Source organism: Streptomyces sp. CA-251387, assembly GCF_050936625.1.
Classification (GTDB): Bacteria; Actinomycetota; Actinomycetes; order Streptomycetales; family Streptomycetaceae; genus Streptomyces.
The window spans coordinates 6,671,325-6,696,900 of record NZ_JBNJMJ010000001.1 but is presented as its reverse complement, the minus strand read 5'-3'; the positions used below and the strand labels follow the sequence as shown (position 1 = coordinate 6,696,900).

General features: G+C 70.5%; 18 protein-coding genes. 5 read left to right on the top strand and 13 right to left on the bottom strand.

Annotated features, from left to right (window positions below):
- Positions 1 to 89: 89 nt before the first annotated feature.
- Complete coding sequence (locus ACQEV2_RS30105) at positions 90 to 3,113, bottom strand: glycoside hydrolase family 3 protein (RefSeq protein WP_433048261.1); 3,024 nt, start codon at positions 3,111 to 3,113, stop codon at positions 90 to 92.
- A 238-nt stretch (positions 3,114 to 3,351) separates the two neighbouring features.
- Between ACQEV2_RS30105 and ACQEV2_RS30100 the strand changes: the two genes are divergently transcribed.
- Positions 3,352 to 5,229 carry a lectin gene (locus tag ACQEV2_RS30100; protein WP_433048256.1) on the top strand — a complete coding sequence of 626 codons (1,878 nt, stop codon included), beginning with the start codon at positions 3,352 to 3,354 and terminating at the stop codon, positions 5,227 to 5,229.
- A gap of 113 nt (positions 5,230 to 5,342) precedes the next feature.
- Here the strand turns inward: ACQEV2_RS30100 and cimA are convergent, their stop codons facing one another.
- The 7 genes from cimA to ureA all read right to left on the bottom strand — a co-directional run bounded on the left by cimA (position 5,343) and on the right by ureA (position 14,866).
- Positions 5,343 to 6,947, bottom strand: a complete 1,605-nt coding sequence (gene cimA, locus ACQEV2_RS30095; RefSeq protein ID WP_433048253.1) for a citramalate synthase — start codon at positions 6,945 to 6,947, stop codon at positions 5,343 to 5,345.
- A 307-nt stretch (positions 6,948 to 7,254) separates the two neighbouring features.
- A complete protein-coding gene (locus ACQEV2_RS30090) occupies positions 7,255 to 8,535 on the bottom strand; it encodes a TolB family protein (RefSeq protein WP_433048250.1) in 1,281 nt (426 codons plus the stop codon).
- Positions 8,536 to 8,561: 26 nt separating this feature from the next.
- A complete protein-coding gene (locus ACQEV2_RS30085) occupies positions 8,562 to 10,607 on the bottom strand; it encodes a hypothetical protein (protein ID WP_433048247.1) in 2,046 nt (681 codons plus the stop codon).
- A 123-nt stretch (positions 10,608 to 10,730) separates the two neighbouring features.
- Positions 10,731 to 11,357, bottom strand: coding sequence for a TetR/AcrR family transcriptional regulator (locus ACQEV2_RS30080; protein ID WP_433048244.1), 627 nt, complete (start codon positions 11,355 to 11,357; stop codon positions 10,731 to 10,733).
- Between the two features lie 9 nt (positions 11,358 to 11,366).
- Entirely contained in the window at positions 11,367 to 12,407 is a 1,041-nt protein-coding gene (locus tag ACQEV2_RS30075; protein WP_433048241.1) for an agmatine deiminase family protein, read from the bottom strand.
- Between the two features lie 24 nt (positions 12,408 to 12,431).
- Positions 12,432 to 14,144: an urease subunit alpha gene (locus tag ACQEV2_RS30070; protein WP_433048238.1), complete on the bottom strand. Its 1,713-nt coding sequence runs from the start codon at positions 14,142 to 14,144 to the stop codon at positions 12,432 to 12,434.
- A 2-nt stretch (positions 14,145 to 14,146) separates the two neighbouring features.
- Complete coding sequence (gene ureA, locus ACQEV2_RS30065; RefSeq protein ID WP_433048235.1) at positions 14,147 to 14,866, bottom strand: urease subunit gamma; 720 nt, start codon at positions 14,864 to 14,866, stop codon at positions 14,147 to 14,149.
- 143 nt (positions 14,867 to 15,009) lie between these two features.
- On the opposite strand from ureA, the gene ACQEV2_RS30060 reads away from it, so the two are divergent.
- Positions 15,010 to 16,461: a cytosine permease gene (locus ACQEV2_RS30060; RefSeq protein ID WP_433048232.1), complete on the top strand. Its 1,452-nt coding sequence runs from the start codon at positions 15,010 to 15,012 to the stop codon at positions 16,459 to 16,461.
- Here the strand turns inward: ACQEV2_RS30060 and ACQEV2_RS30055 are convergent.
- Both ACQEV2_RS30055 and ACQEV2_RS30050 read right to left on the bottom strand, forming a co-directional pair.
- Positions 16,458 to 17,546 (bottom strand): branched-chain amino acid aminotransferase, encoded by a 1,089-nt coding sequence (locus ACQEV2_RS30055; RefSeq protein WP_433048229.1) that lies wholly within the window; start codon positions 17,544 to 17,546, stop codon positions 16,458 to 16,460. The two genes, ACQEV2_RS30060 and ACQEV2_RS30055, sit on opposite strands and share 4 nt — an antisense overlap.
- A gap of 273 nt (positions 17,547 to 17,819) precedes the next feature.
- On the bottom strand, positions 17,820 to 18,863 hold the full coding sequence (locus ACQEV2_RS30050) for a 3-isopropylmalate dehydrogenase (RefSeq protein ID WP_433048226.1): 1,044 nt from the start codon (positions 18,861 to 18,863) through the stop codon (positions 17,820 to 17,822).
- A 142-nt stretch (positions 18,864 to 19,005) separates the two neighbouring features.
- On the opposite strand from ACQEV2_RS30050, the gene ACQEV2_RS30045 reads away from it, so the two are divergent.
- Positions 19,006 to 20,574, top strand: coding sequence for a purple acid phosphatase family protein (locus tag ACQEV2_RS30045; protein WP_433048223.1), 1,569 nt, complete (start codon positions 19,006 to 19,008; stop codon positions 20,572 to 20,574).
- Positions 20,575 to 20,703: 129 nt separating this feature from the next.
- On the opposite strand, the gene ACQEV2_RS30040 is transcribed toward ACQEV2_RS30045, so the two are convergent.
- Positions 20,704 to 20,844 carry a hypothetical protein gene (locus ACQEV2_RS30040; RefSeq protein ID WP_107083653.1) on the bottom strand — a complete coding sequence of 47 codons (141 nt, stop codon included), beginning with the start codon at positions 20,842 to 20,844 and terminating at the stop codon, positions 20,704 to 20,706.
- 347 nt (positions 20,845 to 21,191) lie between these two features.
- On the opposite strand from ACQEV2_RS30040, the gene ACQEV2_RS30035 reads away from it, so the two are divergent.
- On the top strand, positions 21,192 to 21,398 hold the full coding sequence (locus ACQEV2_RS30035; protein ID WP_433048220.1) for a DUF5988 family protein: 207 nt from the start codon (positions 21,192 to 21,194) through the stop codon (positions 21,396 to 21,398).
- A 63-nt stretch (positions 21,399 to 21,461) separates the two neighbouring features.
- Here ACQEV2_RS30035 and pruA read toward each other — a convergent pair whose 3' ends face one another.
- Both pruA and ACQEV2_RS30025 read right to left on the bottom strand, forming a co-directional pair.
- Entirely contained in the window at positions 21,462 to 23,093 is a 1,632-nt protein-coding gene (gene pruA / locus ACQEV2_RS30030) for an L-glutamate gamma-semialdehyde dehydrogenase (RefSeq protein ID WP_433048217.1), read from the bottom strand.
- 49 nt (positions 23,094 to 23,142) lie between these two features.
- Entirely contained in the window at positions 23,143 to 24,069 is a 927-nt protein-coding gene (locus tag ACQEV2_RS30025; protein WP_433048214.1) for a proline dehydrogenase family protein, read from the bottom strand.
- 163 nt (positions 24,070 to 24,232) lie between these two features.
- Between ACQEV2_RS30025 and ACQEV2_RS30020 the strand changes: the two genes are divergently transcribed.
- Positions 24,233 to 25,456, top strand: a complete 1,224-nt coding sequence (locus ACQEV2_RS30020) for a PucR family transcriptional regulator (RefSeq protein ID WP_433048211.1) — start codon at positions 24,233 to 24,235, stop codon at positions 25,454 to 25,456.
- Positions 25,457 to 25,576: the final 120 nt, after the last annotated feature.

Genomic DNA, 25,576 nt, shown 5'->3' with positions numbered 1-25,576 from the left:
CCGATGGACCGGGCGATGGCGTCGGTCCCGGTGGGGGAATCCCACCGGGACCGACATCCCTGCGCCGGTACCTGGTGCCGTACGACGGCTCACGCCGCCCGGTACGCCGCGCTCAGCTTCTCCACCGCCGCCCCGTACCGGCCCGTCAGCAGCAGATGGTCGGCCTCGGCGAAGGGCCCGGCCATCGCCTCGGTGATCTCCGTTCCGGCCTTCCGCTGGACGATCAGCCGGGCCTTGGTGACCAGGGCACGCCCTGCCTCCTCCGCACCGGCCTTCTCGGCGGCCGCGGCGGCGATGCCGAGCGCCTTCAGGGTCGCGGCGCCGCCCCCGGGCACCTTGGTCAGCGTGGGCAGGCCCCAGCCGTAGGGGAACCTGGGGTCGTACGACGCGTCCCCGACGTTGATCGGCAGCTGCGCCTCGCTCCTCGGCCAGGTGACGGGGAGCTGCCCGGTGAAGGGCCGCTTGCCGTAGAGGACGTCCGCTACGCCGTCGCCCTCGGTGCCCGGCAGCCAGGAGGCGACCAGCGCGTCGATCCCGGCCAGCGTCTCGTCGTCGATCAGCTGCGGGCGCCCGGAGACGGTCAGCACCGCGCACTTCATCGCGCCGCACACCTTGTCGACGGCGGCCAGGTCGGCAGCGCCGATCCGAAGGTCGTGCCCGTTGCCGACGTCTCCGGCGCCCTCGGCGTACGGGGTCTCGCCGACGACGACCACGCCGACGTCATGGCCGTCCGTCGGGGCCGAGGCGTCCTTGGAGTACGTCAGCCGCGCGGAGTTCTTCCGCACCGCCTCCAGGATCGTCGTACCGGGGGTGATGTCCCCGGACGAGCCCTGCCAGGTGATCGTCCAGCCGCCGCTCTGGTTGCCGATGTCGTCGGCGTTGGATCCGGCGACGTACACCTTCTGTGTCTTCCTCAGGGGCAGGAGCCCGTCGGCGTTCTTCAGCAGCACCTGCGACTCGGCCGCGGCCTGCCGGGCCACGGCCCGGTGGGCGGCGGACCCGATCTTCGATGCGCCGCTCGTGTCGGCGTACGGCTTCTCGAAGAGCCCCAGCCGGAACTTCTGCGTGAGGATGCGTGCTACGGCGTCGTCGATCCGCTTCTCGCTGATGCGCCCGGCCTCGACCTCCTTCACAAGCGTGGTGCGGAAGTCCCGGAAGGCGTACGGGGCCATGATCATGTCGAGGCCGGCGTTGACCGACGTACGGATGTCGGAGGCGTAGTCGCCGGGGATCTGGTCGATGCCGTTCCAGTCGCTGATGACGAAGCCGTCGAAGCCCATACGGTCCTTGAGTACGCCGTTGATCATGTCGGCGCGGGCGTGCATCTTGACGGGGCCCCGGCCGTCGCCGATCAGGTCGAGGGAGGAGTACGACGGCATGACCGTGCCCACACCGCGGTCGACGGCTGTCTCGTACGGCGCCAGGTGGACGGCCTCCAGCTGCTGCCGGGTGACCTTGGTGACGCCCTGGTCGATGGTGTACGTGCCGGTGGCGGAGGAGCCGTAGGCGGTGCCGCCGTCGCCGACGAAGTGCTTCGCCGTGGCGAGGACCTTGTCGGCGTCCTTCAGGTCCTTGCCGTTCGCGGCTCCCTGAAGGCCCTCGATGATCGTCTCCATGGAGTCCACGAGGGCCGGGTCCTCGCCGAAGGACTCGTACGCCCGTCCCCACCGGTCGTCCCGTGTCACGCACAGGCAGGGCGCGAAGTCCCAGGGGATGCCGGTGGCCCGGGTCTCGGCGGCCGTCACCGCGCCGGCCTGACGGGCGAGCGCCGGGTTCCGGGTCGCGCCGAGTCCGACGTTGTGCGGCATGATCGTCGCGCCGGCCAGGTTGTTGTGGCCGTGCACCGCGTCGACGCCGTAGATCAGCGGGATCTGGAAGCGCGTCGCCTGCGCCCGGAGCTGGAAGCCGTCGATCATCTTCGCCCAGGCCTCGGCGGTGTTGGGCGTCGGGGTGGAGCCGCCGCCGGAGAGCACCGAGCCGAGGGCGTACGTGGCGATGTCACCGGACTCGGTGAGCGCGCCGCGCTCCGCCTGGGTCATCTGGCCGGCCTTCTCCGCCAGGGACATGCGGGAGAGGAGGTCGGCGACGCGCTTGTGCACGGGCAACTTGCTGTCGAGATACGGCAGTCCGTGCGCGTCCACGACGATCTGAGGGGTCTCGGCCGGGGGCTTGGCGCCGGTGACCGTCAGCTTCAGCGGGATCGTCTCGGCCGGCTCGGCGGACCTGTCCCTGAGGGTGGGGACGCGGATCTCGCGGGTGGTGCCGGAGGCCGTGCCCGCCGGGAAGGTGACGGTTCCCGTGACCGGGGTGTAGTCGCCGCCGGGGTCGGCGGTGCCGCCCGTCGTCTCGTAGGTGACGGTCACGGGCTCGTCGATGGGGGCGGAGCCGGTGGTGGCCACGGTGAGCCGCGCGGTCGCCGTGCCGCCCTCGTCCGTCGGATACACGGCGGAGTCGGTGCGGACGGAGGCCTTCAGGGACTGGTCGGCCTTGCCGTACAACTCGACGCCGTCCATGGCGAACTCGGCTTTGGTGCCGACGGGGAGAGTGACGGAGTAGCCCCAGGTCTCGGTGAGGCCGAGGATGTGGTCGATGCCGCCGACCGGCTGGTAGTCCGTGCGATACGTGAAGTCGGTGAAGGGCAGTTCGATCTGTTTCCAGCCGGTGAAGTCGTCGGTGAAGGACGTCGTCCACAGCTCGGAGGCCTCGCCGTTGGCGCCGCCGTCCTTCAGTTCGAAGGCGATCTTCTTGCCGTTGTTCCGGCCGTCCCACCACAGGCGGATGCCCTTGTGGGCGGACCAGTCGTGGGCGGGCGCGGCGAAGGCGAAGTCGTGGGTGAAGCCGCCGTAGCCGCTGATGTCGTACGTGCCGGAGAGGACCTGCTCGCCCTCGGGCGCGTCGTCGCGGGCGGTCAGCCGGAGGGCGGGCGGGTCGTCGGTGTCGCCGCCCCAGGTGAAGATGCCCTCGGCGGGAGGGCTCGCGAAGGGGACCTCGCCCTCGAAGCGGTCGACGGGGACCGGGGCGGGGTCGTCGGCGCCGGACGCCGGGGCAGCGGTGGTGAGCGGGAGCAGGGCGGTCAGGAGCGCGGCGGAGGCGAGCAGGGCGGTTCTTCGCATGGAACGTCCCTCGACTCTCATAGTCCACATATGACTTAGCTCACGCCGTGAGTTAACTGGCGGTGCCTCTTGGCGTCAAGACTTCACGTCAGGACCGGTGTGCCCTCAACTCCTGGCCGGATCGGAGGGGTTGTCCCTTCGGCAAGTGAACGCGCGACCCCTTGACGTGTATAGGAAGCCGTCATTTACTCACGCCTCGCACGCCCCCATCCCCCACCTTCCAGAAGGGCGGCGCTCCATGAGGAGATCCACTCGGACGCTCGGGCTGCTCCTCGCCGGGCTCCTCACGACGGCCGGTTTCTCGGCGACCGGCTTCCCGCTGGCCACCCCCGCACAGGCCGCGGGCGAACAGGTCACCGCCTGGCTCACCACGACGGACGACGCCGGCGGACGCCATGTGGTCCGCGGGCTCCAGCCGCAGACGCCGTTCGCCTTCCAGGCCGGGTCCGGTGGCAGCGGCGAGAACATCACCGTCGACGAGAACACCCGCTACCAGACCTTCACCGGCGGCGGCGCGTCCTTCACGGACACCGCGGCCTGGCTGATGGACGGCAGCGGTGCGTTGCCGCAGGCCACGCGGGACGCCACCATGCGCAAGCTGTTCTCCCCGACGGAGGGCATCGGGCTGTCGTTCCTGCGCAATCCGATGGGCGGCTCGGACCTGGCGCGGTTCGGGTACACGTACGACGATGTGCCGGCCGGTCAGACCGATCCGGATCTCTCCGAGTTCTCCATCGCACACGACCTCCAGGACGTCGTACCGCTGACGAAGCAGGCGCTCCAGCTCAATCCCTCGCTCACCGTGATGGCCTCGCCGTGGACCGCTCCCGCCTGGATGAAGGACAGCGGGCAGCTCAACGGGGGCTGGCTGAAGGCGGAGTACTACGGGGCGTACGCCTCGTACTTCGTGAAGTACGTGCAGGCCTATCAGGCCCAGGGCATCCCGATCTCCTACGTCACCGCCCAGAACGAACCGACCTGCTGCTCGGGCTATCCGTCGATGAGCTGGAACGCGAGCGGGCTGGCGTACTTCACGAAGAACGAGCTGCTGCCGAAGCTGCGGAGCGCCGGGCTGTCTACGAAGGTGCTGGCGCACGACTGGAACTGGGACACCTACGACGCGTACGCGGCCCAGACCGTCGACGACGCGGCGGTCCGCTCCCACCCGAACTTCGGCGGGATCGCCTGGCACGGCTACGGCGGTGACGTGGCCAAGCAGACGCAGGTGCACCACCAGTACCCGCAGCTCGACGCGTTCGGCACCGAGCACTCGGGAGGCACCTGGATCGCGAACCAGCAGCGCGAGGACATGATGAACATCATCGACTACACCCGGAACTGGGCGAAGTCGGTGACGAAGTGGTCGCTGGCCGTGGACCAGAACCGGGGGCCGCACAACGGCGGCTGCGGGGTCTGCGACGGTCTGATCACCGTGCACAACGGGGACTCCCGGCACGGGCAGGTCGACTACACCGTCGAGTACTACACGATGGGCCATCTGACGAAGTTCGTACGGCCGGGTGCGCAGCGGATCGCGTCCACGGCGTCGTCGTCCGTGCCCAACGTGGCCTGGCGGAATCCCGACGGTTCGAAGGCGCTGATCGCCTACAACGACGCGTCGACCGCGAAGACGGTGACGATCAACTGGGGTTCGCAGCACGCCACTTACTCCCTGCCGGGCAAGACGTCGGCGACCTTCACCTGGTCGGGCACGCAGTCCGGGGGCGGGGAGCGCTCGGGCTCGTTCGTCGGACTTGCGGGCAAGTGCCTTGACGTGGCGGGGGGTTCGACGGCGAACGGTACGCCCGTGCAGCTCTACGACTGCAGCGGCTCGGCCGCCCAGCGGTGGACCGTGCAGGGCGACGGGTCGGTGCGGGCGCTCGGCAAGTGCCTGGACGTCACGTCCGGCTCGACCGCGGACGGCGCGAAGGTGCAGCTGTACGACTGCAACGGCACGGGTGCACAGCAGTGGTCGTACGACGCGTCGACCGGTGACGTGGTCAACCGCGCCGCGGACAAGTGCCTGGACGTGACGGACAACTCCTCGGCGAACGGCGCCCGCGCGCAGATCTGGAGCTGCACAGGGGCCGGCAACCAGAAGTGGCGGTTGCAGTAGGGGGGCGCCCCTTCAGGGCCGAAGCAGAGGTCTGGGGGCCGCAGGCCCCCAGCAGGGCCTGCGGCGGCTGCGCGTCCCACCCTCGGCCGACCCGCACCGGGCACGCGGTCCGCCTACTCCGCCGGCGTCACCCCGGCCCGCAGCAGGCCGTACGTGTACGCGTCCTCCAGGGCCTGCCAGGACGCCGCGATGACGTTCTCGGCGACGCCGACCGTGGACCACTCGCCCGTCCCGTCGGACGTAGAGATCAGGACGCGGGTGGTGGACTGGGTGCCGTGGACGCCTTCGAGGATGCGGACCTTGTAGTCGACGAGGTCGAGCTTGGCGAGCTGGGGGTAGATCTTTTCGAGGGCCACGCGCAGGGCCCGGTCGAGGGCGTTGACCGGGCCGTTGCCCTCCGCCGTGGCGACGATGCGCTCGCCCTTGGCGAAGAGCTTGACCGTGGCCTCGTTGGCGTGGGTGCCGTCGGGGCGGTCCTCGACGATCGCGCGCCAGGACTCGACCTGGAAGTACTTGAGGGGCTTGCCCTCCACCTCGGCCCTCAGCAACAGCTCGAAGCTCGCGTCGGCCGCCTCGTAGGTGTAGCCCTTGAGCTCGCGCTCCTTCACCCGCTCGACCACCCGGCCGACCAGCTCGCGGTCGCCGCCCAGGTCGATGCCGAGTTCCTTGCCCTTGAGCTCGACCGAGGCACGGCCCGCCATGTCGGAGACCAGCATCCGCATGGTGTTGCCGACCAGCTCGGGGTCGATGTGCTGGTACAGGTCCGGGTCGACCTTGATCGCGGAGGCGTGCAGGCCGGCCTTGTGGGCGAAGGCCGAGACGCCGACGTAGGGCTGGTGGGTGGAGGGGGTGAGGTTCACTACCTCCGCGATGGCGTGGCTGATGCGCGTCATCTCGCGGAGCCGGCCCTCGGGGAGGACCTTCTTGCCGTACTTCAGCTCCAGGGCCGCCACCACCGGGAAGAGGTTGGCGTTGCCGACCCGCTCGCCGTAGCCGTTGGCCGTGCACTGGACGTGGGTCGCGCCCGCGTCGACGGCGGCCAACGTATTCGCCACCGCGCAGCCCGTGTCGTCCTGGGCGTGGATGCCCAGGCGGGCGCCCGTGTCGGCCAGGACCGTCGAGACGACTGCCTGGACCTGGGCCGGGAGCATGCCGCCGTTCGTGTCGCAGAGGATGACGACGTCCGCGCCGGCCTCCGACGCCGTACGGACGACGGACTTCGCGTACTCGGCGTTGGCGCGGTAGCCGTCGAAGAAGTGCTCGCAGTCGACGAAGACGCGGCGGCCCTGCGAGCGCAGGTAGGAGACCGTGTCACGGACCATTTCGAGGTTCTCGTCGAGGGTGGTGCGCAGGGCCAGCTCCACGTGGCGGTCGTGGGACTTGGCGACCAGGGTGATCACCGGGGCGCCCGAGTCCAGGAGCGCCTTGACCTGCGGGTCCTCGGACGCCTTGCCGCCGGCGCGTCGGGTGGAGCCGAAGGCGACCAGCTGGGCGTGCTTGAAGTCGATCTCCTGCTGGGCGCGGGCGAAGAACTCGGTGTCCCTCGGGTTGGCGCCGGGCCAGCCGCCCTCGATGAAGCCCACGCCGAACTCGTCCAGGTGACGGGCGATGGCCAGCTTGTCGGCGACGGTGAGGTTGATGCCCTCCCGCTGGGCGCCGTCGCGCAGGGTGGTGTCGAAGACGTGGAACGAGTCGTCGAGCTCGCTGGTTACCGTCATGGTCGTAAGGCTCCTGTGTTGGATCTCGGTCTACCGGAATGACCGGCTCCACCGTCCCCACCTATGGTCCCTCGCGCTCTCCGCCCGGCTGCGGGTGGGCCGGGAAACAGAAAAACCTCTCGCGGGTGCGAGAGGTCTGCGCGCGGGTCGAGGACGACGGTGTCCGCCCGTACCTGGTCGTACGTGGCGGTCACTGCGGACCGGCGCGCCTGCTGCCAATAATCATGGCGAACGAGAGCACGGGGGCAGTCTGGCACAAGTCGCCCCAGTGCTCACCGTCCGTCTCAGGATGCGAGCACTGTGCTGATCAGCCCGCGCGGCGGACGAAGCCGTCGTTCACGCCGTTGGTGTCGCCGGCTACGAGCTGGGCCGAGGCGCTGCCGAGGCTGATGCGCTTCGCCCCCGCGCTCACCGAGGTCAGCCGGACGTAGGTGTCCGTCACGGGCCCGCCGGTGACCGACTCGCTGATCAGGCGGGTGGAGCCGGTGCGCAGGTCGCGCAGGTAGACGTTGGCCGGGCCTAGCGTTCCGCCGGGCAGCCTCGGGGTGGCCTCGTACCCCACGTACCGGCCGTCCGCGCTGATCACGGGCCGGTCGGGCATGCTCTCGCCGCCGGGGCCGGCGTCGACCCGCCGGGTGACGTCCGTGCGCAGGTCGCGGACGTAGAGGTCGGACGCGTCCGGGCCGCCGCCGGGGACCAGGTCCTCGTCCCAGTTCTGGAAGGCGACGGTGCGGCCGTCCGCAGAGAGCGTGGCGGGCAGTGCGTACCGCTGGGCCGGGGAGCCGTCCGCCTTGACGTTGACCCGCTCCTCGGCGCCGGTGCGGCGGTCGTGCACCCAGGTGACGCCGAGGGAGCTGCGCGGGACGAGCTGTGTGTAGAGGACGTAGCGGCCGTCGTCGCTCACGTCCTGGAACAGTGCCGGGTTGGTGGGACGGTCATGGTTGCTGATCCGCTCGGTCGTGCCGGTGCGGCGGTCGAAGACGTACACGGCTCCGAAGAGGTCGCGGGCGCCCTCCTCCATCCGGTCGGCCTTGGCGTTGAAGGCGATGTAGCGGGCGTTCGCCGAGAGGTCGGCGCCGGCCGCGTAGGCGGAGCCCCCGTCGAAGCCGACGCTGATCCGCTGTGTGGTGCCGGTGCGCCGGTCGTGCAGATAGATGTCGGCGGCGCCCGCGTCCGTGGGCGGGGTGTCCCAGTGGACCAGGTTCCGTGCGGTCGAGCTGAACAGGACGTACCGCCCGTCGGCGCTGATGGCCTGCACCGACGACTGCTGGTCGGCCTGCGCGCCGTCCGAGCTGACGCTGACCCGCTCGACGGACCCCTTGCGCAGGTCGCGCACGAAGACGTCCGACACCCTGTTGGTGTCGCCGGGCACCAGGTTGGACGCGTCGGCCGTGAAGGCCGCGAAGCGGCCGTCGGCGCTGAGCTGCGGTCCGTAGGAGTCGTCGTTGCCCTGGTCCCCCGTCGCCGACAGGGTGACCCGCTCGGTGGACGGGACGCGGGGCTCGGCGCCCGTCGACGTTCCGGTCAGTGCCACCGTGGCGGCGACGAAGGCGGCGGCGAGCGCGACGGCTCGCTTGGTGCTGTGCATGGTTGTTCCCCCGTGGGTGGTTGGTGTCATGGCACTGTCCGCAGGAAGACGTCCGACACCCCGTTGGTGTCCCCCTCCACCAGATCGGGTGACGCCGACTCGAACGCGACGACTGTGCCGTCGGCGTTGACGGAGGGGTGACCGGCCGGGAGGTCGTTGCGGCCACCCCAGCGGTCGACGCTGATCAACTGCCGCTTTCCCGTGGACAGTTCGAGGAGGTGTACGGCGCCCCGCGACACGTAGGCGACGTGCGTACCGCTCCCGGAGAGCGAGGGCTGTGCGCCCCTGACGCGGGTGGTGGCCCCGGTGTCGAGGTCGCGGACGTGGACGTGACGGCCCTGCTGGAAGGCGACCTTGCGGCCGTCGGCGCTGAGGGACGGTGCCGACGCGTTCTCCCAGGCCTTTTCCAGGGCGCCGGTGTCCAGGTCGCGGACGTAGAGGTCACCGCCCTGTTCGAAGGCGATGTACCGGCCGTCGTAGTTGATCGACGGATTGTCCGCCCCCTCGCCCATGGGTGCGCTGACCACGTCGGTGGTACCGCCGTTGAACTTGAAGCGGTAGACGCGGGGTCGCGGGTCCGGGTCGGCGTCGGTGGCGGGCAGCGTGGCGGCGTAGGTGATCCACTGGCAGGTGGGGTCGACCGCGGGCTGTCCCATCCAGGTGAAGCGGACGCCCTGGTAGGAGCCGAGGGTGGTGAGCTTGCCGACCGCGCGGTTGCGGATGTGGACCGCGGGGCCGCCGTCGGACTCGTGCGGGGCCACATGGCCGACCTCGCGTCCGCTGTAGCAGGGCGTGCCCTCGGACGACGGTTTCTGCGTACTGGAGTTGACCTGGGAGATGCCGCCGGACGCGTTGACGAACACCGAGCCCTCCGACGTGAAGGAGACGACCTTGTCCTCGCCCATCACCGGGTCGTACGACGCCCCGGACCGCTGCTGGCCGTTGGCGGTCAGGCTGATCCGCTCGGTGACGGAGGGCATCGGGGGCGGGTGGGCCGAGAGTCCGCCCGAGAAGACGAACACGTCCGACTCCCTGTTGGTGTCCCCCGGCACCAGATGGGACGCCGACGAACTGAACGCCACGGCACGCCCGCCCGCGGCCAGCGCCTCGTCCATCACCTGGGCGGCGTCCGGGAGGGCGGCCCCTTTCCGCCCGGTCCGCAGGTCGCGCACCCGTGTGCCGTCCTCGCCCGAGACGACGGCGTACCGGCCGTCCGCCGTGGCCGTGGAGGCGGTTCCCTCGGCGACGCGCCGGGACTCGCCCGTGCGGAGGTCATGGACGTACACACCGGAGTCGGCGTTGAGGAGGACGCGGCGGCCGTCCTCGGTGATGCGGATCAGGGTGGCGGTGCCGAGACCCGCGTCGACCTGGGTGCGCTCACCCGTCCTGCGGTCCTTGACGAAGACGTCCCTCGGGTCCGTCTCTTCGCTGGGCCCGGGCAGCGAGTAGGCGACCCGTGCGCCGTCCCCGCTGACCGAGGCGCCGCCCTTGGAGCCCTCCTCGGCCGGTGAGACGAGTTCGTCGGTGCCGGTGGCCGTGTCCCGGACGTACAGGAGCCGGGTGTTCTCGGGGCCGTGGCGGTTGCCGATGGTGTACGCGATGTGCGTGCCGTCCGGGCTGATGGACTGCACGCGGCCCAACTCGTTGAAGCCGGGCGGGCCTTGCGGCCACAGCCGCTCCGCGCGGCCGGTGGCGCGGTCGTACAGGTAAGGGGCCAGGAACCGGGTGCCCGCGGAGAAGGCGATACGGCTGCCGTCGGCGCTCGGCATCGGCGAGCCGTACGTGTGGCCGCTGCCGAGGTCGATCCTGGTGACCTCGCCGGTGGTCAGGTCCTTCGTGAGCAGACACGGCGTGAAGCGCGCGCAGCCGAAGCCCGGTGCGGTGGACGTGAACACGACGTGGCGGGCGTCGGCGCTGATCGCGGCCCCGCTCGACGGCCCGTCGGCCTGGGTGCCGTCGGCGGCGGTGCTGATTCTCTCCGTTCTCGGAGTGTGCGGCGCGGCTGACGCGGTCGTTGCCGTGACCGCGAGCAGTAAAGCCGCGCCTGAGAGGCATGCGGCGGCTCTGGACAAGTTCCCCCCTGATTTCCCCGTTGACGCTTCTCCCCCGGCCCCGCGCCGAGGGCTCCCTACGAGGCAAACGCACCACGCGCTACAGGGTCAATCCGCAATATTGCGTACAACCAGGACGTGCGCTCACGCGTCCGCGAGGAGGCTGTCGGCCAGGAACTCCCGTACGTGGCGCAGAACTTGCGCCCGGTCCGTGCCGCGCAGCCCGATCGCCACGTGGATGGCGAAGCCGTCGAGCAGGGCCCGCAGCCGGGACGCGAAACGGTCCGGGTCGACGGGCCGGAACTCGCCCCGCGACACCCCCTCCGCGAGCAGTGCCACCAGGTCCCGGTGCCAGGCGCCCTCGATCGCGGCCTGCCGGTCGCGGGCGGCGTCGTCGGCGTTCTGCGAGCGGTTCCAGACCTCCAGCCAGAGGGTCCAGTGCGGGTCGCGGTGGCCGTCGGGGACGTACAGGTCGACGTATGCGTCGAGCCGCTCGCGGGCCGGTGCCGTGCGGGTGAGCAGTCGGCCGCGCTCGGCGCCGAGCCGGCCCTCGCTCCACTCCAGGGTCTCCAGCAGCAGCTCGTCCTTGGAGTGGAAGTAGTAGAGGAGATGGCCGCTGCTCATGCCGACCTCGCGGCCGAGCGCCGCCATCGTGAGCTTCTCCAGACCGCGCTCGGCGATCATGTCCATGGCGGCGGCGAGGACGTCCTCACGCGGCGGCGCGTTCTTCCGCGCCCGCGCCGCACCGGTCGCCCGCGCCGCACCGGCCATCTGCTGCTCCTAGATCTTCGGCTGCTGTTGGGTGATGCAGTGGATCCCTCCCCCGCCAGCGAAGATGGTACGGGCGTCCACCAGCGTCACCGTCCGCTCGGGGAACAGTCGCCGGAAGATTCCGGCCGCGATCTCGTCGCGCGGGTCGTTGAAGCCGCACAGGACCACGCCGCCGTTGCAGAGGTAGTGGTTGATGTAGGAGTAGTCGGCCCAGTGCCCGTCGGCCTCCAGGACGGTCGGCGCGGGGACCTCCACCACCTCCAGCCGGCGCCCGCGCGCGTCCGTCGCCGACTTCAGGATGCCGATGACCTCCTTGGTCACCTCGTGGTCGGGGTGGGCCGGGTCCGGCTGGTGGTGGGCCACGACCACACCGGGGCGGGCGAAGGCGGCGACGATGTCGACGTGGCCGAGGGTGCCGAAGCCGTACGGGGGGTAGTCGCCGGTGAGGCCGCGGGGCAGCCAGATCGCCTTGCGGGTGCCGAGCATGGCGTGGATCTCCGCCTCGACCCGCTCGCGCGTCCAGTGCGGGTTGCGCTCGGGGCCGAGCTGGACGGTCTCCGTGAGCAGGACCGTGCCCTCGCCGTCCACGTGGATCGCGCCGCCTTCGTTGACGAGGTCCGAGCCGTACGTCCGCACCGCCCCCGCGAGGTCGGAGACGTACGCGGCGATCTTCGCGTCATGCTCCCAGCGGGCCCAGTCCTGGGCGCCCCAGCCGTTGAACGTCCAGTCGACGGCGGCGAGTTCACCCTTGCCGTTGGTCAGGAAGGTGGGGCCGATGTCGCGCATCCAGGCGTCGTCGAGGTCCCGTTCGACGGTGTCCACACCCGGCCCGAGCAGCGCCCGGGCCCCCTCGGACTGCCCGGGGCCGCACACCACCGTCACCGGCTCGAAGCGGCGGACGGCACGGGCGACCGACGCCCAGGCCAGACGGGAGGCGGCGAGTTCCTCGGGATCCTCGAAGGTCGCGTTCGGGCCCGGCCACGCCATCCAGGTGCGCTCGTGCGGGGTCCATTCGGCGGGCATGCGGAAACCGTCGGCGGCAGCGGACATCAGTGATCCTCACAGGCTGTGACATTAGAAGAAATACAGGCGGTTGAGGGAGACGGACTCGGCGGGCTCGGAGCGCAGCGGCTCTCCGTCGAGCGTGACCAGCCCCGTGCGCTGGTCCACATCGACCGCCCCGGTACGGGAGTTCAGACGCAGATCGGCCGGCCCGATGCCGCGCGTGCCGCGCACGGCGACCCTCCGGCGGCGGGTGGGCATCGTGTCGTTGCCCTGGTCGACGGCGGCCTGGGCGACGAAGGCGACCGAGATGTCGGCGGGTGTGGCGCCGTACGCCCCGAACTGCGGGCCGAGGACCAGGGGTTCGCAGGTGTCGGTGGCGGCGTTGGGATCCCCCACCACGCCGTACGCCGGGAAGCCGGCCTTCAGAACGAGCTGCGGCTTGGCGCCGAAGTACTCCGGCCGCCACAGCACGATGTCGGCCAGCTTGCCGACCTCCAGCGACCCCACCTCGTGCGCGAGGCCGTGCGCGATGGCCGGGTTGATGGTCAGCTTGGCCATGTAGCGCAGGACGCGCTCGTTGTCGTGACCACAGTCCGGGGCGCCGAACTCGGCCTTCATCTTCCCGGCCATGGCGAAGGTACGGCGGACCGTCTCGCCCGCGCGTCCCATGCCCTGCGCGTCCGACGAGGTGATACCGATCGCGCCCAGGTCGTGCAGGACGTCCTCGGCGCCCATGGTGCCGGCGCGGATGCGGTCGCGGGCCATGGCGGCGTCGCCGGGCAGATCGGTCTTCAGGTCGTGGACCGAGACGATCATGCCGTAGTGCTCGGCGACGGCGTCCCGGCCGAAGGGCAGGGTGGGGTTGGTGGAGGAGCCGATGACGTTCGGGACGCCGGCCATCTTCAGGACGTTCGGCACATGTCCGCCGCCGCAGCCCTCGATGTGGAAGGCGTGGATGGTGCGGCCCTCCAGTACCCGGAGGGTGTCCTCGACCGACAGGCACTCGTTCAACCCGTCGCTGTGCAGGGCGACTTGGACGTCGTGCTCCTCGGCGACGCGCAGCGCCGTGTCCAGCGCCCGGGTGTGGGCGCCCATGTCCTCGTGCACCTTGAAGCCCGAGGCGCCACCTTCGGCGAGGGCCTCGACCAGGGGAGCCTGATCCGAAGAGGAACCTCTCCCCAGGAACCCGATGTTGACCGGCCAGGCGTCGAAGGCGTTGAACGCGTGCCGCAGCGCCCACGGCGAGTTGACCCCGACGCCCCACACCGGCCCGAACTCCTGCCCGATGACCGTGGTCACCCCGGAGGCCAGCGAGGCCTCCATGATGCGCGGCGACAGCAGATGGACATGCGTGTCGACGGCCCCGGCGGTGGCGATGAGCCCCTCGCCGGACACGATCGACGTGCCGGTGCCGACGACGACGTCGACCCCGTCGAGGGTGTCGGGATTACCGGCCCGCCCGATCGAGCAGATCCGCCCCTCCCTGATCCCGATGGAGACCTTCCGGATCCCCAGCGCCGCGTCGATCACGACGACGTTGCTGATGACGACGTCACAGGTCTCCCGGACAGCGGCCGCCTTGAGGTGCAGCCCGTCCCGGGCGGTCTTGCCGAAGCCGGCGAGGAACTCGTCGCCGTAGCGCTGGGAGTCGGACTCGACGCGAATGGTGAGACCGGAGTCGCCGAGCCGGATGCGGTCACCGGCCCGCGGACCGTGCGTGGCGGCGTACTCGTACGGGCTGAGGCGGCGGGCCTCCGCGGGGTGGCCTCCTGGGCGGCTCATCGCTAGACCTCCTGATCCGGTGTTTCCGATACGCCATCAGGTGCTTCCGATACGCCGAGGTAGCCGCAGGCGGCGGCGCGGCGCAGTGCCTCCTCGCGGGCGCCGGGCGCGTCCAGCGCCCCGTCGACCAGACCGGCGAACCCGATGGCGATCCGGTCACCCCCGATCGGCACGAGCCCGACCTCGACGCTCTCCCCCGGCCCGAAGCGCACGGACGACCCGGCGGGGACGGCGAGCCGCATGCCGTAGGCCGACGCGCGGTCGAAGTCGAGACGCGGGTTGGTCTCGAAGAAGTGGAAGTGGGAGGTGACGGAGACGGGGACGGTCGCGGTGTTGGTGACCGTGAGCCGTACGACCGGTTCGGGCTCGACGTGCTCGGGCCCCGGCAGCAGCGCGCCGGGAGCCTGCGGACCGAGCCCGCCCCCTATCGGGTCGGACACGACCGCGAGCCGCGAGCCGTCGTCGAAGACCGCCTCGACATGCACCTCGGTGACGATGTCCGCGACGCCCGGCAGGACATCGTCCGGGCCGAGCACCGACCGGGCGCGGTCGATGGCCTCGGCGAGCCGGACCCCGTCCCGGGCGGCCTCGCACACGGTGTCCGCGATGAGCGCGGTGGCCTCCGGCACATTGAGCCGGAGCCCTCGGGCCCGGCGGGCGCGGGCCAGCTCTGCGGCTCCGAAGAGCAGCAGCCGGTCACGTTCCGTGGGGGTCAGTCTCATGACGCGGGCACCTCCTTGCCTCCCTCACATTAGAGCATCACTCTAAACATGAAATCCCGAGAACCGAAGTGTTGACTCGGCGGAACCGATCCATCACATTGAACGTCGCTCTAACTCTGGCGGCCGATCGAAGGAGACCTGCCATGCCGATGGAACAGCGCGGAGTCGACACCATCCCCGACGAGGAACGCACCAGCGGGCCACGCGATCTCGTCTCGATCCTCCTGGGCTCGAACCTCTGTCTGGGAGTGATCGTCTTCGGCTGGCTGCCGCCGTCCTTCGGCCTGGGCTGGTGGGCGTCGGTCAGCTCGATCGTGGTCGGCACCCTCGTCGGCACGGCCCTCACCGCCCCGCTGGCCCTGATCTCCCTGCGCACGGCGACGAACCTGTCCACGTCCTCCGGCGCCCAGTTCGGCGTCCGGGGCCGCCTGGTCGGCTCGGTCGTCGGCCTGCTGCTGGCGCTGGGCTACTCCGCCCTGACGGTGTGGATCGGCGGCGATGTGATGGTGAGCGTGCTGGGCCGCCTGTTCGGCGTGCCGGCGAACGACGTGTCGTACGGCGTCGTCTACGCACTCCTCGCCGCCGCGACCGTCACCGCGGCGGTGTACGGCTACCGCGTGCTGCTCGCCCTGTCCCGCGTCCTCGCGATCGGCATGACGGCGCTGCTGGTCCTCGGCGTGATCGCGTACGCCCCGCACTTCACCACCGCCGCCCTGCCGGACGCCGACGGCTATCTGCTGGGCGGCTTCTGGCCGACCTGGCTGCTGGCCATGGTGGCCGCGGGCCTGTCCGGCCCGATCGCCTTCATCACGCTGCTCGGCGACTACACCCGCTACATCTCCCCGGCCCGCCACACCTCCCGCCGCGTCCTGCACGCGACGTGGCTCGGCCTGATCCTGGGCCTGCTGGTCCCGCAGCTGTTCGGCACGTTCACGGCGTACGCGGCGCAGGCCGCCCTCGACTACGCCGGACCGCTCGTCTCCGCCTCCCCCGCCTGGTACCTGGTCCCGCTCCTGCTGGCCGCCTCCGCGGGCTCGGTCGGCAACGCCGGTCTGATGCTCTACTCCATGGGCCTCGACCTGGACGCCATCCTGCCGCGCGCGTCCCGGGCGACGGCCACGTACGCGGTCGCGGTGATCGCCACGGCCTGCGTGTTCATCGGCCACTACTACTCTTCCGCGCAGGACGCGATGACGTCCTTCGTGCTGCTTCTGACAGCGATCGGCACACCTTGGGCGGTCATCACCCTGATCGGCTTCGCGCGGTGTCGCGGGACGTACGACGCGGAGGCCCTGCAGGTGTTCAACCGCCGGGCGCGGGGCGGGATCTACTGGTACTCGGGCGGCTGGAACATCCCGGCGACGGTGTCATGGGCGCTGGGTGCGGTGGTCGGCGTGCTGGCGGTCGCGCTGCCGTCGTACGAGGGGCCGCTGCTGCGCCTGACCGGCGGGGTGGACTGCAGCTTCCTGTTGTCGGGGCTGGTGGGCGGACTCGCGTACGTGCTGCTGACGATCGGTGACTCCGCACCGGGACGCGAAAGGGCCACCACGGACGCGGAGTCCGCGGCGGCCCTGACGGTCCCGGCCGACAACTAGCCCAGCTTGTGCATCCAGCCGTGCTTGTCCTCGGACTTGCCCCGCTGAATGTCCAGGAGAGCCTGGCGGAGCTTCATCGTGACCTCGCCGGGCTCTCCGCCGCTCTGCTGCCACTCGGCGCCGGTGCGCTTCACGGTGCCGACCGGCGTGATGACGGCCGCCGTGCCGCAGGCGAAGACCTCGGTGAGGGTGCCGTTCTCGGAGTCGCGCTGCCACTGGTCGACGGAGATGCGGCCCTCCTCGGACTCGTAACCGAGGTCACGGGCGACCGAGAGGAGGGAGTCACGGGTGACGCCTTCCAGGATGGAGCCGGTGAGGGACGGGGTGATGATCTTGTTGCCGTACACGAAGTACAGGTTCATCCCGCCGAGTTCCTCGACCCACTTGCGCTCGACCGCGTCCAGGTAGCAGACCTGGGCGCAGCCCTTGGCGGCGGCCTCGGCCTGGGCCAGCAGGGACGCGGCGTAGTTGCCGCCCGTCTTGGCGTCGCCCATGCCGCCCGGCACGGCGCGGACGTGGTCCTCGGAGACCCAGATGGACACCGGCTTGACGCCACCGGGGAAGTAGGCGCCGGCCGGGGAGGCGATGACCATGAACAGGTACTCGCCGGCGGGCTTCACGCCCAGGCCGACCTCCGTCGCGAACATGAACGGACGCAGGTAGAGGGACTCCTCGCCGCCGTGCGCCGGGACCCAGGCCTCGTCCTGCTTCACCAGCACGTCGCACGCCTCGATGAACGTCTCCACCGGCAGCTCCGGCATGCCCAGCCGGCGGGCGGAGGACTGGAAGCGCCTGGCGTTCTTCTCGGGACGGAACGTGGCGACGGACCCGTCGGGCTGGCGGTACGCCTTGAGGCCCTCGAAGATCTCCTGCGCGTAGTGCAGGACCATGGTGGCCGGGTCGAGGGAGATCGGCGCGTACGGCACGAGCTCGCCGTCGTGCCAGCCGCGGCCCTCGGTCCACTTGATCGTCACCATGTGGTCGGTGAAGTGGCGGCCGAACCCCGGGTTGGCCAGTATCGCCTCGCGCTCGGCGGCGGAGAGCGGGCTGGCGGAGGGCTTGAGCTCGATCGTGGGCGTCGTCATGAGTGGATGTCCTTCACCGGTTTTCGTTGTGGCGGGCCGCACTCACGCCAGTACTGCCCGTGGCCAGTGCTAGGACGTCCGAGCATTCCTTCAATCCGCGGCTCCGCGTTCGATTATCTCAAGCGGGTGCCGTGGAAGAAATCGGCCTGTTCGGCGTGATCGGCGTGAAACCGCGACCCAGGGGTTGATGGTGTCACCCGGCGGCGGACATGGGGAAGCCGCCGGGTGCGATGTGACCCGACGGCTTCGAAGGTTGTTCGAGTGCGCGGCAGGTCAGCCGGCTACTCGTGCGGCCAGCGCGTCACCGATCTCGGCGGTGCTGCGGGCGGGCTTGCCGGTGCGCTCGGCGAGGTCCGCGGAGACCGCTTCGTCGATGCGGGCGGCCTCGGCGTCGTAGCCGAGGTGGCGCAGCAGCAGGGCGACGGACAGGACCGTGGCGGTGGGGTCGGCCTTGCCCTGGCCGGCGATGTCCGGGGCCGAGCCGTGGACGGGCTCGAACATGGACGGGAACTCTCCGGACGGGTTGATGTTGCCGGAGGCCGCCACGCCGATGCCGCCGGAGACGGCCGCGGCGAGGTCGGTGATGATGTCGCCGAAGAGGTTGTCGGTGACGATGACGTCGAACCGCTCGGGCTGGGTGACCAGGTAGATGGTCGCGGCGTCGACGTGCATGTACTCGGTGGTGACCTCGGGGAACTCCTCGGCCACCTTGTTGAAGATGTTGGTCCACAGGTGCCCGGCGAAGGTCAGCACGTTGTTCTTGTGGATCAGCGCCAGCTTCTTGCGCGGGCGGGCCTGCGCGCGGGCGAAGGCGTCGCGGACCACGCGCTCGACACCGAAGGCCGTGTTGACGGAGACCTCGGTGGCGACCTCGTGCTCGGTGCCCTTGCGGATGGTGCCGCCGTTGCCGGTGTACGGGCCCTCGGTGCCCTCACGGACCACGACGAAGTCGATGCTCGGCTCACCGGCGAGCGGGGTGGCGACGCCCGGGAGGAGCTTCGACGGACGCAGGTTGACGTGGTGGTCGAAGGCGAAGCGCAGCTTGAGCAGGAAACCGCGCTCCAGGACGCCGGAGGGGACGCTCGGGTCGCCGATGGCGCCCAGCAGGATGGCGTCGTGCTGCTTCAGGGCGTCGAGGTCGGCGTCGGTGAGGGTCTCACCGGTGGCGTGGTAGCGCCGGGCGCCGAAGTCGTACTCCTTGGTCTCCAGCTTCACATCCTGCGGAAGGACGGCGGAGAGGACCTTCAGGCCTTCGGCCACGACCTCCTGGCCGATGCCGTCACCCGGAATCACTGCGAGATTGAGGCTGCGAGACATGTCGGCACCCTACTCCTCGTCCCATGGGATGACATGGCGCGTCCGCGATGCGGACAGCCGGACGGGGGACGGCGTCAGTGCGTCGGCTGCCGTTCACCCGTATGTGGGGCGGGCGTTGGCCTGCGCTGGGAAGTTCCCTTCCATGGACATCCCCGACTTCGGCATCCCTCCCCAGCTGGCCCGCCGTATGAGCATGGCGGAGCAGCACGAGTACCTGCGTACGAAACTGACCCGGCGTCGCACGCTGGTGACCGCGGGCGCCGTGGCGGGCGGGCTGCTGACGGGCTGCTCGGCTTCGGGGGCGGGTACGGCGACCGGCCACTCGGCGTCCGCCTCCCCGCCGGCCAAGGTGCCGGGCTCCGCCGCGACCCCCTTCGGCCGCCACCTCGCCTTCGGCGCCGACCCCAGGACGCAGATGCGGACCTCCTGGCAGGTGCCGGCCGCGGTGAAGAAGCCGTACGTCCGGATCGGTCTGCGCCCGGACGACCTGGACCGCAGGATCGAGGCGGAGCTGCGCGACCTGAAGACCCCGGAGGTGGCGGGGGTGAGCGCGGCGGTGGAGCAGTACTACCTGCACGCGGCCCTGGACGGCCTGCGGCCCGGCACGACGTACTACTACGGCGCCGGACACGACGGCTTCGACCCGGCCTCCCCCGGAAACCGGTCCACGATCGCCTCCTTCCGCACGGCGCCCGCGTCCCCGCCCGAGCGGTTCGTGTTCACCGCGTTCGGCGACCAGGGGGTCGGCATGCACGCCGCCGACAACGACCGCGCCCTGCTGCGCCAGAACCCGGCCTTCCATCTGCACGCCGGGGACATCTGCTACGCGAACCCGACCGGCAAGGGCAAGGACTCGGACGCGTTCCAGGCGGGCATGTGGGACGTCTTCCTCAAGCAGACCGAGCCGGTGGCGAAGTCGGTGCCGTGGATGGTGACGACCGGCAACCACGACATGGAGGCCTGGTACTCGCCGGACGGCTACGGCGGCCAGCTCGCCCGTTTCTCCCTCCCGGACAGCGGCTTCGACCCGCGTACGGCGCCGGGGGTGTACGCGTTCACGTACGGCAACGTCGGCGTGGTCGCGCTGGACGCGAACGACGTGTCGTACGAGATCCCCGCCAACCTCGGCTACACGGAGGGACGGCAGACGAAGTGGCTGGACCGCACGCTCGGCGAGCTGCGGGCCGACCTCTCGGTCGATTTCGTCGTCGCCTTCTTCCACCACTGCGCCTACTCGACGTCGACGCACGCCTCCGACGGGGGCATCCGCGCCGAGTGGGTGCCGCTCTTCGCCAAGCACCAGGTCGACCTGGTGATCAACGGGCACAACCATGTGTACGAGCGGACCGACGCGATCCTGAACGGCGAGGTCGGCGCGCAGGTCCCGATCGGCGCGACGACGGACCCGACGCGCGACGGGATCGTGTACGTCACGGCGGGCGGCGGCGGCAAGGACCTGTACGGCTTCCCGAAGGGCGTCGAGGAGAGCTACGAGGGCCATGTCACCGAGCGGGAGTCGGTCGACTCCTTCAAGTGGACCAGGTCACGCGAGACCAAGGCGGAGAGCGTCCAGTGGTCGCGGGTGCGCTACCGCGGCTTCTCCTTCCTCTCGGTGGAGGCGGAGAGCGGAGCGAAGCCCCGGCTGAAGGTGTCGGCACTGACGCCCGACGGCGAGCGCGTCGATCACTTCGAGGTGCGGCGCGGCGCCTGATCGACCGGAGGCGCAGCGCCCCTGAAGGGGGCGCTGGGCTGTATCGATATGCGGCTCCGCCGCGTGGGCGCGACCAGCCACAACGGCGCCGCAGACGCACGAGGGCCCATCGCGGCATCCAGCGGAGCGCTACGCGGCCTGGTGACCGGTCGCGCCGCCGTTGTCCCGGCGGTCAAGCGCGCGCTGGAGCGCAGCCGCGGCGTTCTTGCGGTCGGACTCGCTCGTACGGGAGAGGTGACGGACTCGACGGCGGGCGGTCGTCTCGGCCATGGGAAATCGACTCCTTCGGCAATCCTGGAGTGCAACAAGGGGTTACGAGACGCCGGGTGGGGCGGGGAGCGGTGCCGCAGGGGTTGCCTGCACGGGGCCCGGCTCACGACCGCCATTCGCTTGATCGAGCGAGACGTTCGGCTTCTACAAAGCTAAGCGAGGACGGGGCATCTGTCTCCACAATTACTCGGACTTCCTACTATCTGAGACGGGGGAGTAGGTCACAAGCCGCTGACCTGCGCTTTCATCATCACGCGCAAGGGACGGAGCTGACAGCGGATCGCCCACTCGGCTGATGATCCGGGCGGCACGGGACGGACGGCCACGACGAGGGGAACGCTGACGTCATGAACGACACGGCGAAGGTGTTCCTCGAAGGCGGCCCGGACGATCTGCCCGAACGGATCGTCCCGACCCCGTCCCCCGGCCCGGATGTGAAGATCAAGCTCCGCGGTGGATACGAGCACTTCAGGCCGACGTCACGGCAGACGAACACGCCGGAGGGAGCGCTGACCGTGTACGAGTGGTGGGAGCGGACGGAGATCGCCGAATAGCTCGCCTCGACAGCGCGAGGGGCCGGGCGTGCGCCCGGCCCCTCGCCGCATGCTGACGGACCGTCAGCCCATGTGCGGGTAGGTGTAGTCGGTCGGCGGGACCAGCGTCTCCTTGATGGCGCGGGTCAGCGTCCAGCGCATCAGGTTCTGCGGGGCGCCGGCCTTGTCGTTGGTGCCGGAGGCGCGGCCGCCGCCGAAGGGCTGCTGGCCGACGACGGCGCCGGTCGACTTGTCGTTGATGTAGAAGTTGCCGGCCGCGTAGCGCAGCTTGTCCATCGTGTACGCCGCCGCCGCGCGGTCGCCCGCGATGACCGAGCCGGTGAGCGCGTAGGCGGACACCGACTCCATCTGGTCCAGCATCTCCTCGTACTTGTCGTCCTCGTAGACGTGCACGGCGAGGATCGGACCGAAGTACTCGGTGGTGAAGACCTCGTTCTCCGGGTCGTTGCACTCGATGACGGTCGGGCGGACGAAGTAGCCGACCGAGTCGTCGTAGGAGCCGCCCGCGACGATCGTGCAGGACGGGTCGGACTTGGCGCGGTCGATGGCGGCCTTGCTCTTGGCGAAGGCGCGCTCGTCGATGACGGCGCCGATGAAGTTGGACAGGTCGGTGACGTCACCCATGGTGATGTAGTCGACCTCGGCCGCGAACTCCTCCTTGAAGCCGGAGTTCCAGATCGACGCCGGGATGTACGCCCGGGAGGTCGCCGAGCACTTCTGGCCCTGGTACTCGAAGGCGCCGCGGGTCAGCGCGGTCTTCAGCACCGCCGTGTCGGCGCTCGGGTGGGCGACGACGAAGTCCTTGCCGCCGGTCTCGCCGACGATGCGCGGGTAGGAGCGGTACTTCTCGATGTTGTTGCCGACCGTCTTCCACAGGTACTGGAAGGTCTTGGTCGAGCCGGTGAAGTGGATGCCGGCGAGGTCGCGGTGCTCCAGCGCCACCTTGGAGACCTCGATGCCGTCACCGGTGACGAGGTTGATGACGCCCTTGGGCAGCCCTGCCTCCTCCAGCAGCTGCATGAGCAGCACGGCGGCGTGGGTCTGGGTCGGAGACGGCTTCCACACGACCACGTTGCCCATCAGCGCGGGCGCGGTGGGCAGATTGCCCGCGATCGCCGTGAAGTTGAACGGCGTGATCGCGTAGACGAAGCCCTCCAGCGGGCGGTGGTCGAGGCGGTTCCACACGCCCGGGGAGTTGGCCGGGGGCTGCTCGGCGAGCAGGTCACGGGCGTACTTGACGTTGAAGCGCCAGAAGTCGACGAGCTCGCAGGGCGTGTCGATCTCGGCCTGCTGGGCCGTCTTCGACTGGCCGAGCATGGTGGAGGCGGCCAGCGTCTCGCGCCACGGGCCGGCGAGCAGCTCGGCGGCGCGCAGGATGATCGCCGCGCGGTCGTCGAAGGACATCGCACGCCAGGCCGGCGCGGCGGCGAGGGCCGCGTCGATGGCGTCCTGGGCGTCCTGCTGGGTGGCGTTGCCGTAGGTGCCGAGGCGGGCCTTGTGGTTGTGCGGCTGCACGACGTCGAACCGCTCACCGCCGCCCAGCCGCTTCTCGCCGCCGATGGTGCAGGGCAGGTCGATCGGGTTCTCGGCCAGCTCCTTCAGCTTGGCCTCCAGCCGGGCGCGCTCGGGCGAGCCGGGGGCGTAGCCGTGCACCGGCTCGTTGACGGGGGTGGGGACCTGGGTCACAGCGTCCATGGGTTCCGTAACTCCTTGACTTGAGCGGTGTTCTCGAGCGGGTGCGGGCTCAGCCCTTGGTGATCATGCTGCGGACGAAGAAGCGCAGGTTGGCGGGCTTCTCCGCGAGCCTCCGCATGAAGTAGCCGTACCAGTCGGTGCCGTAGGCGGTGTAGACGCGCATCCGGTGGCCCTCGGCGGCCAGACGCAGGTGTTCGTCGCTGCGGATGCCGTACAGCATCTGGAACTCGTACTCGTCGGGCTTGCGCCCGGCGCGCCGCGCGAGCTCCTGGGCGATGGAGATCAGGCGCGGGTCGTGGGACCCGATCATCGGATACCCCGCGCCCTCCATCAGAACCTTGAGGATCCGGACGTACGCCTTGTCGATCTCGTGTTTCTGCTGGTAGGCGACCTCGGCGGGCTCCTTGTACGCGCCCTTGACCAGGCGCACCCGGCTGCCGTTCGCGGCGAGGCGGCGGGCGTCGGTCTCGGTGCGGAAGAGATAGGCCTGGATGACACAGCCGGTCTGCGGGAAGTCCCTGCGCAGTTCCTCGTGGATGGCGAACATCGAGTCGAGGGTGGTGTGGTCCTCCGCGTCGAGGGTGACGGTCGTACCGATGGCGGCGGCGGCCTCGACGACGGGGCGAACGTTGGCGAGGGCCAGCTCGTGGCCGCCCTCCAGGGCCTGCCCGAACATCGACAGCTTCACGGACATCTCGACGCGCTCGCCGAGCTCCAAGTCCTTGATCCGGTCGACGAGACGCAGATAGGCGTCCCGGGCGGCTTCGGCCTGCTCGGGGCGGGTGATGTCCTCGCCGACGACGTCCATCGTCAGCTCCAGGCCCTTGCCGGTGAGGTCCTCGATGATCGGCACGACCTCGTCGACCGTCTCGCCGGGAATGAACCGGTCGACGACCTGCTTCGTCACCGGGGCCGCCGAGATCAGGCGTCGCATCCGGTCGCTGCGCGACGCGGCGAGAATCACGGGACCCAGCACGGGGCACCTCCACAGACAGCAGAAAGGCGGCCGAATCCCAACCATTCGGGTACGGCACGGAGAACCACCGTGAAACCTAAGGATCCCTCCGATCGTCGGCCATCGACAGCTGTCACGCATCCGTGCCGCAGATCTCAGACAGATGTATGACGCCCCTGCGGTTATGCGGGAGAATGCCCGAGTGACAGCCGATTACAAAGGCGACTACCAGGAACTGGTCGACGAGATCTCGGAGCTCCTCGGCGCCCCCGCGACGCTGGAGAACCGGGACTTCGAGCTGATCGCCTTCGGCGCGTACGACAGCGAGGGCGAGCTGGACGCGTCGGCCCTGGACCCGGTCCGCACCCGCTCGATCCTGACGCGCCGCTCCACGGCCGCGGTACGGAGGTGGTTCGAGGGCTTCGGCATCACGCGGGCGACCGGGCCGGTGCAGATCCCGCCGACTCCGGAGGCCGGGGTGTACCGGGGGCGTATCTGCCTGCCGGTACGCCATCGGGGTGTCGTCCTGGGCTACGTCTGGCTGCTGGACGACGACCCGGGCCCGACCGAGCAGCAGCTGACGGCCGCGATGGAGGTGACGGCCCGCATCGGCGAGCTCCTCGCCGACGAGGCGCAGCACGGGGCGGATCTCAGCCGGGAGCTGCGGGCGGTGCTGACCGCCGAGGGCGGCTGGCAGGCGGACATGGCGGTGGCCGAGCTGCGCACGGCGCTGGGTCCGCGCGCGGACGGCGTCCATACGGTGGTCTGCGTGGCGCCCTGGCCGTCGGCCGACCCCGACGACGCCCCGTCCGTCCGTACGGTGCCGCACGCGACGGCGCTGTGCACTCTCCCGTGGGGCGCAAGCGGACAGAGCCTCGCGGTGCTCGTCCGGCTGCGCTCGCCGGAGGTGCGGACGGCGGCGCTGGCGGCGGCGTCCCGGCTGCTGAAGGAAGGGGCGGCCCAGACGCCGTCCCGGCCGTCCGCTCAGGGCCGGTCACCGGTGGCGGCCGGCCTCGGCGAACCGCGCACGGGCCTCGCCGATCTGAACGCCGTCTGGCAGGAGGCGTCGGCCGCGGCCCGCGCGGCGCTGGCGGAGCCGAGGCTCGGGCCGGTGGCCGAGTGGTCGCGCATCGGGCCGTACCGCCTGCTGACCTCCCTCTCCCCGCGGACGGCCCACGATCCCGCGGTCGCCCCGCTCCTCTCCCCCGCCCACCAGGAACTCGCCCGCACCGCCGAGGTCTACCTGGACTGCGCGGGTCAGGCCGGCCGCACGGCCGCCGAACTCGGCATCCACCGCCAGACCCTGTACTACCGCCTGTCCCGCGTCGAGCAGCTCACGGGGCTGGACCTGGACGACGGGGAGGACCGGCTGCTGCTGCACATGGCGTTGAAGGGATCACGCCTGTAGGCGTGGGGACTTCCGTCGTGGCCGGGGTGGCGAACGTGTGTGAATTGATCGCTCGGCCGGCTGTAATTCCCTTGCGCCCGGGCATACTTCACCGCGACTGTCACGCTTCGTACGCCGACG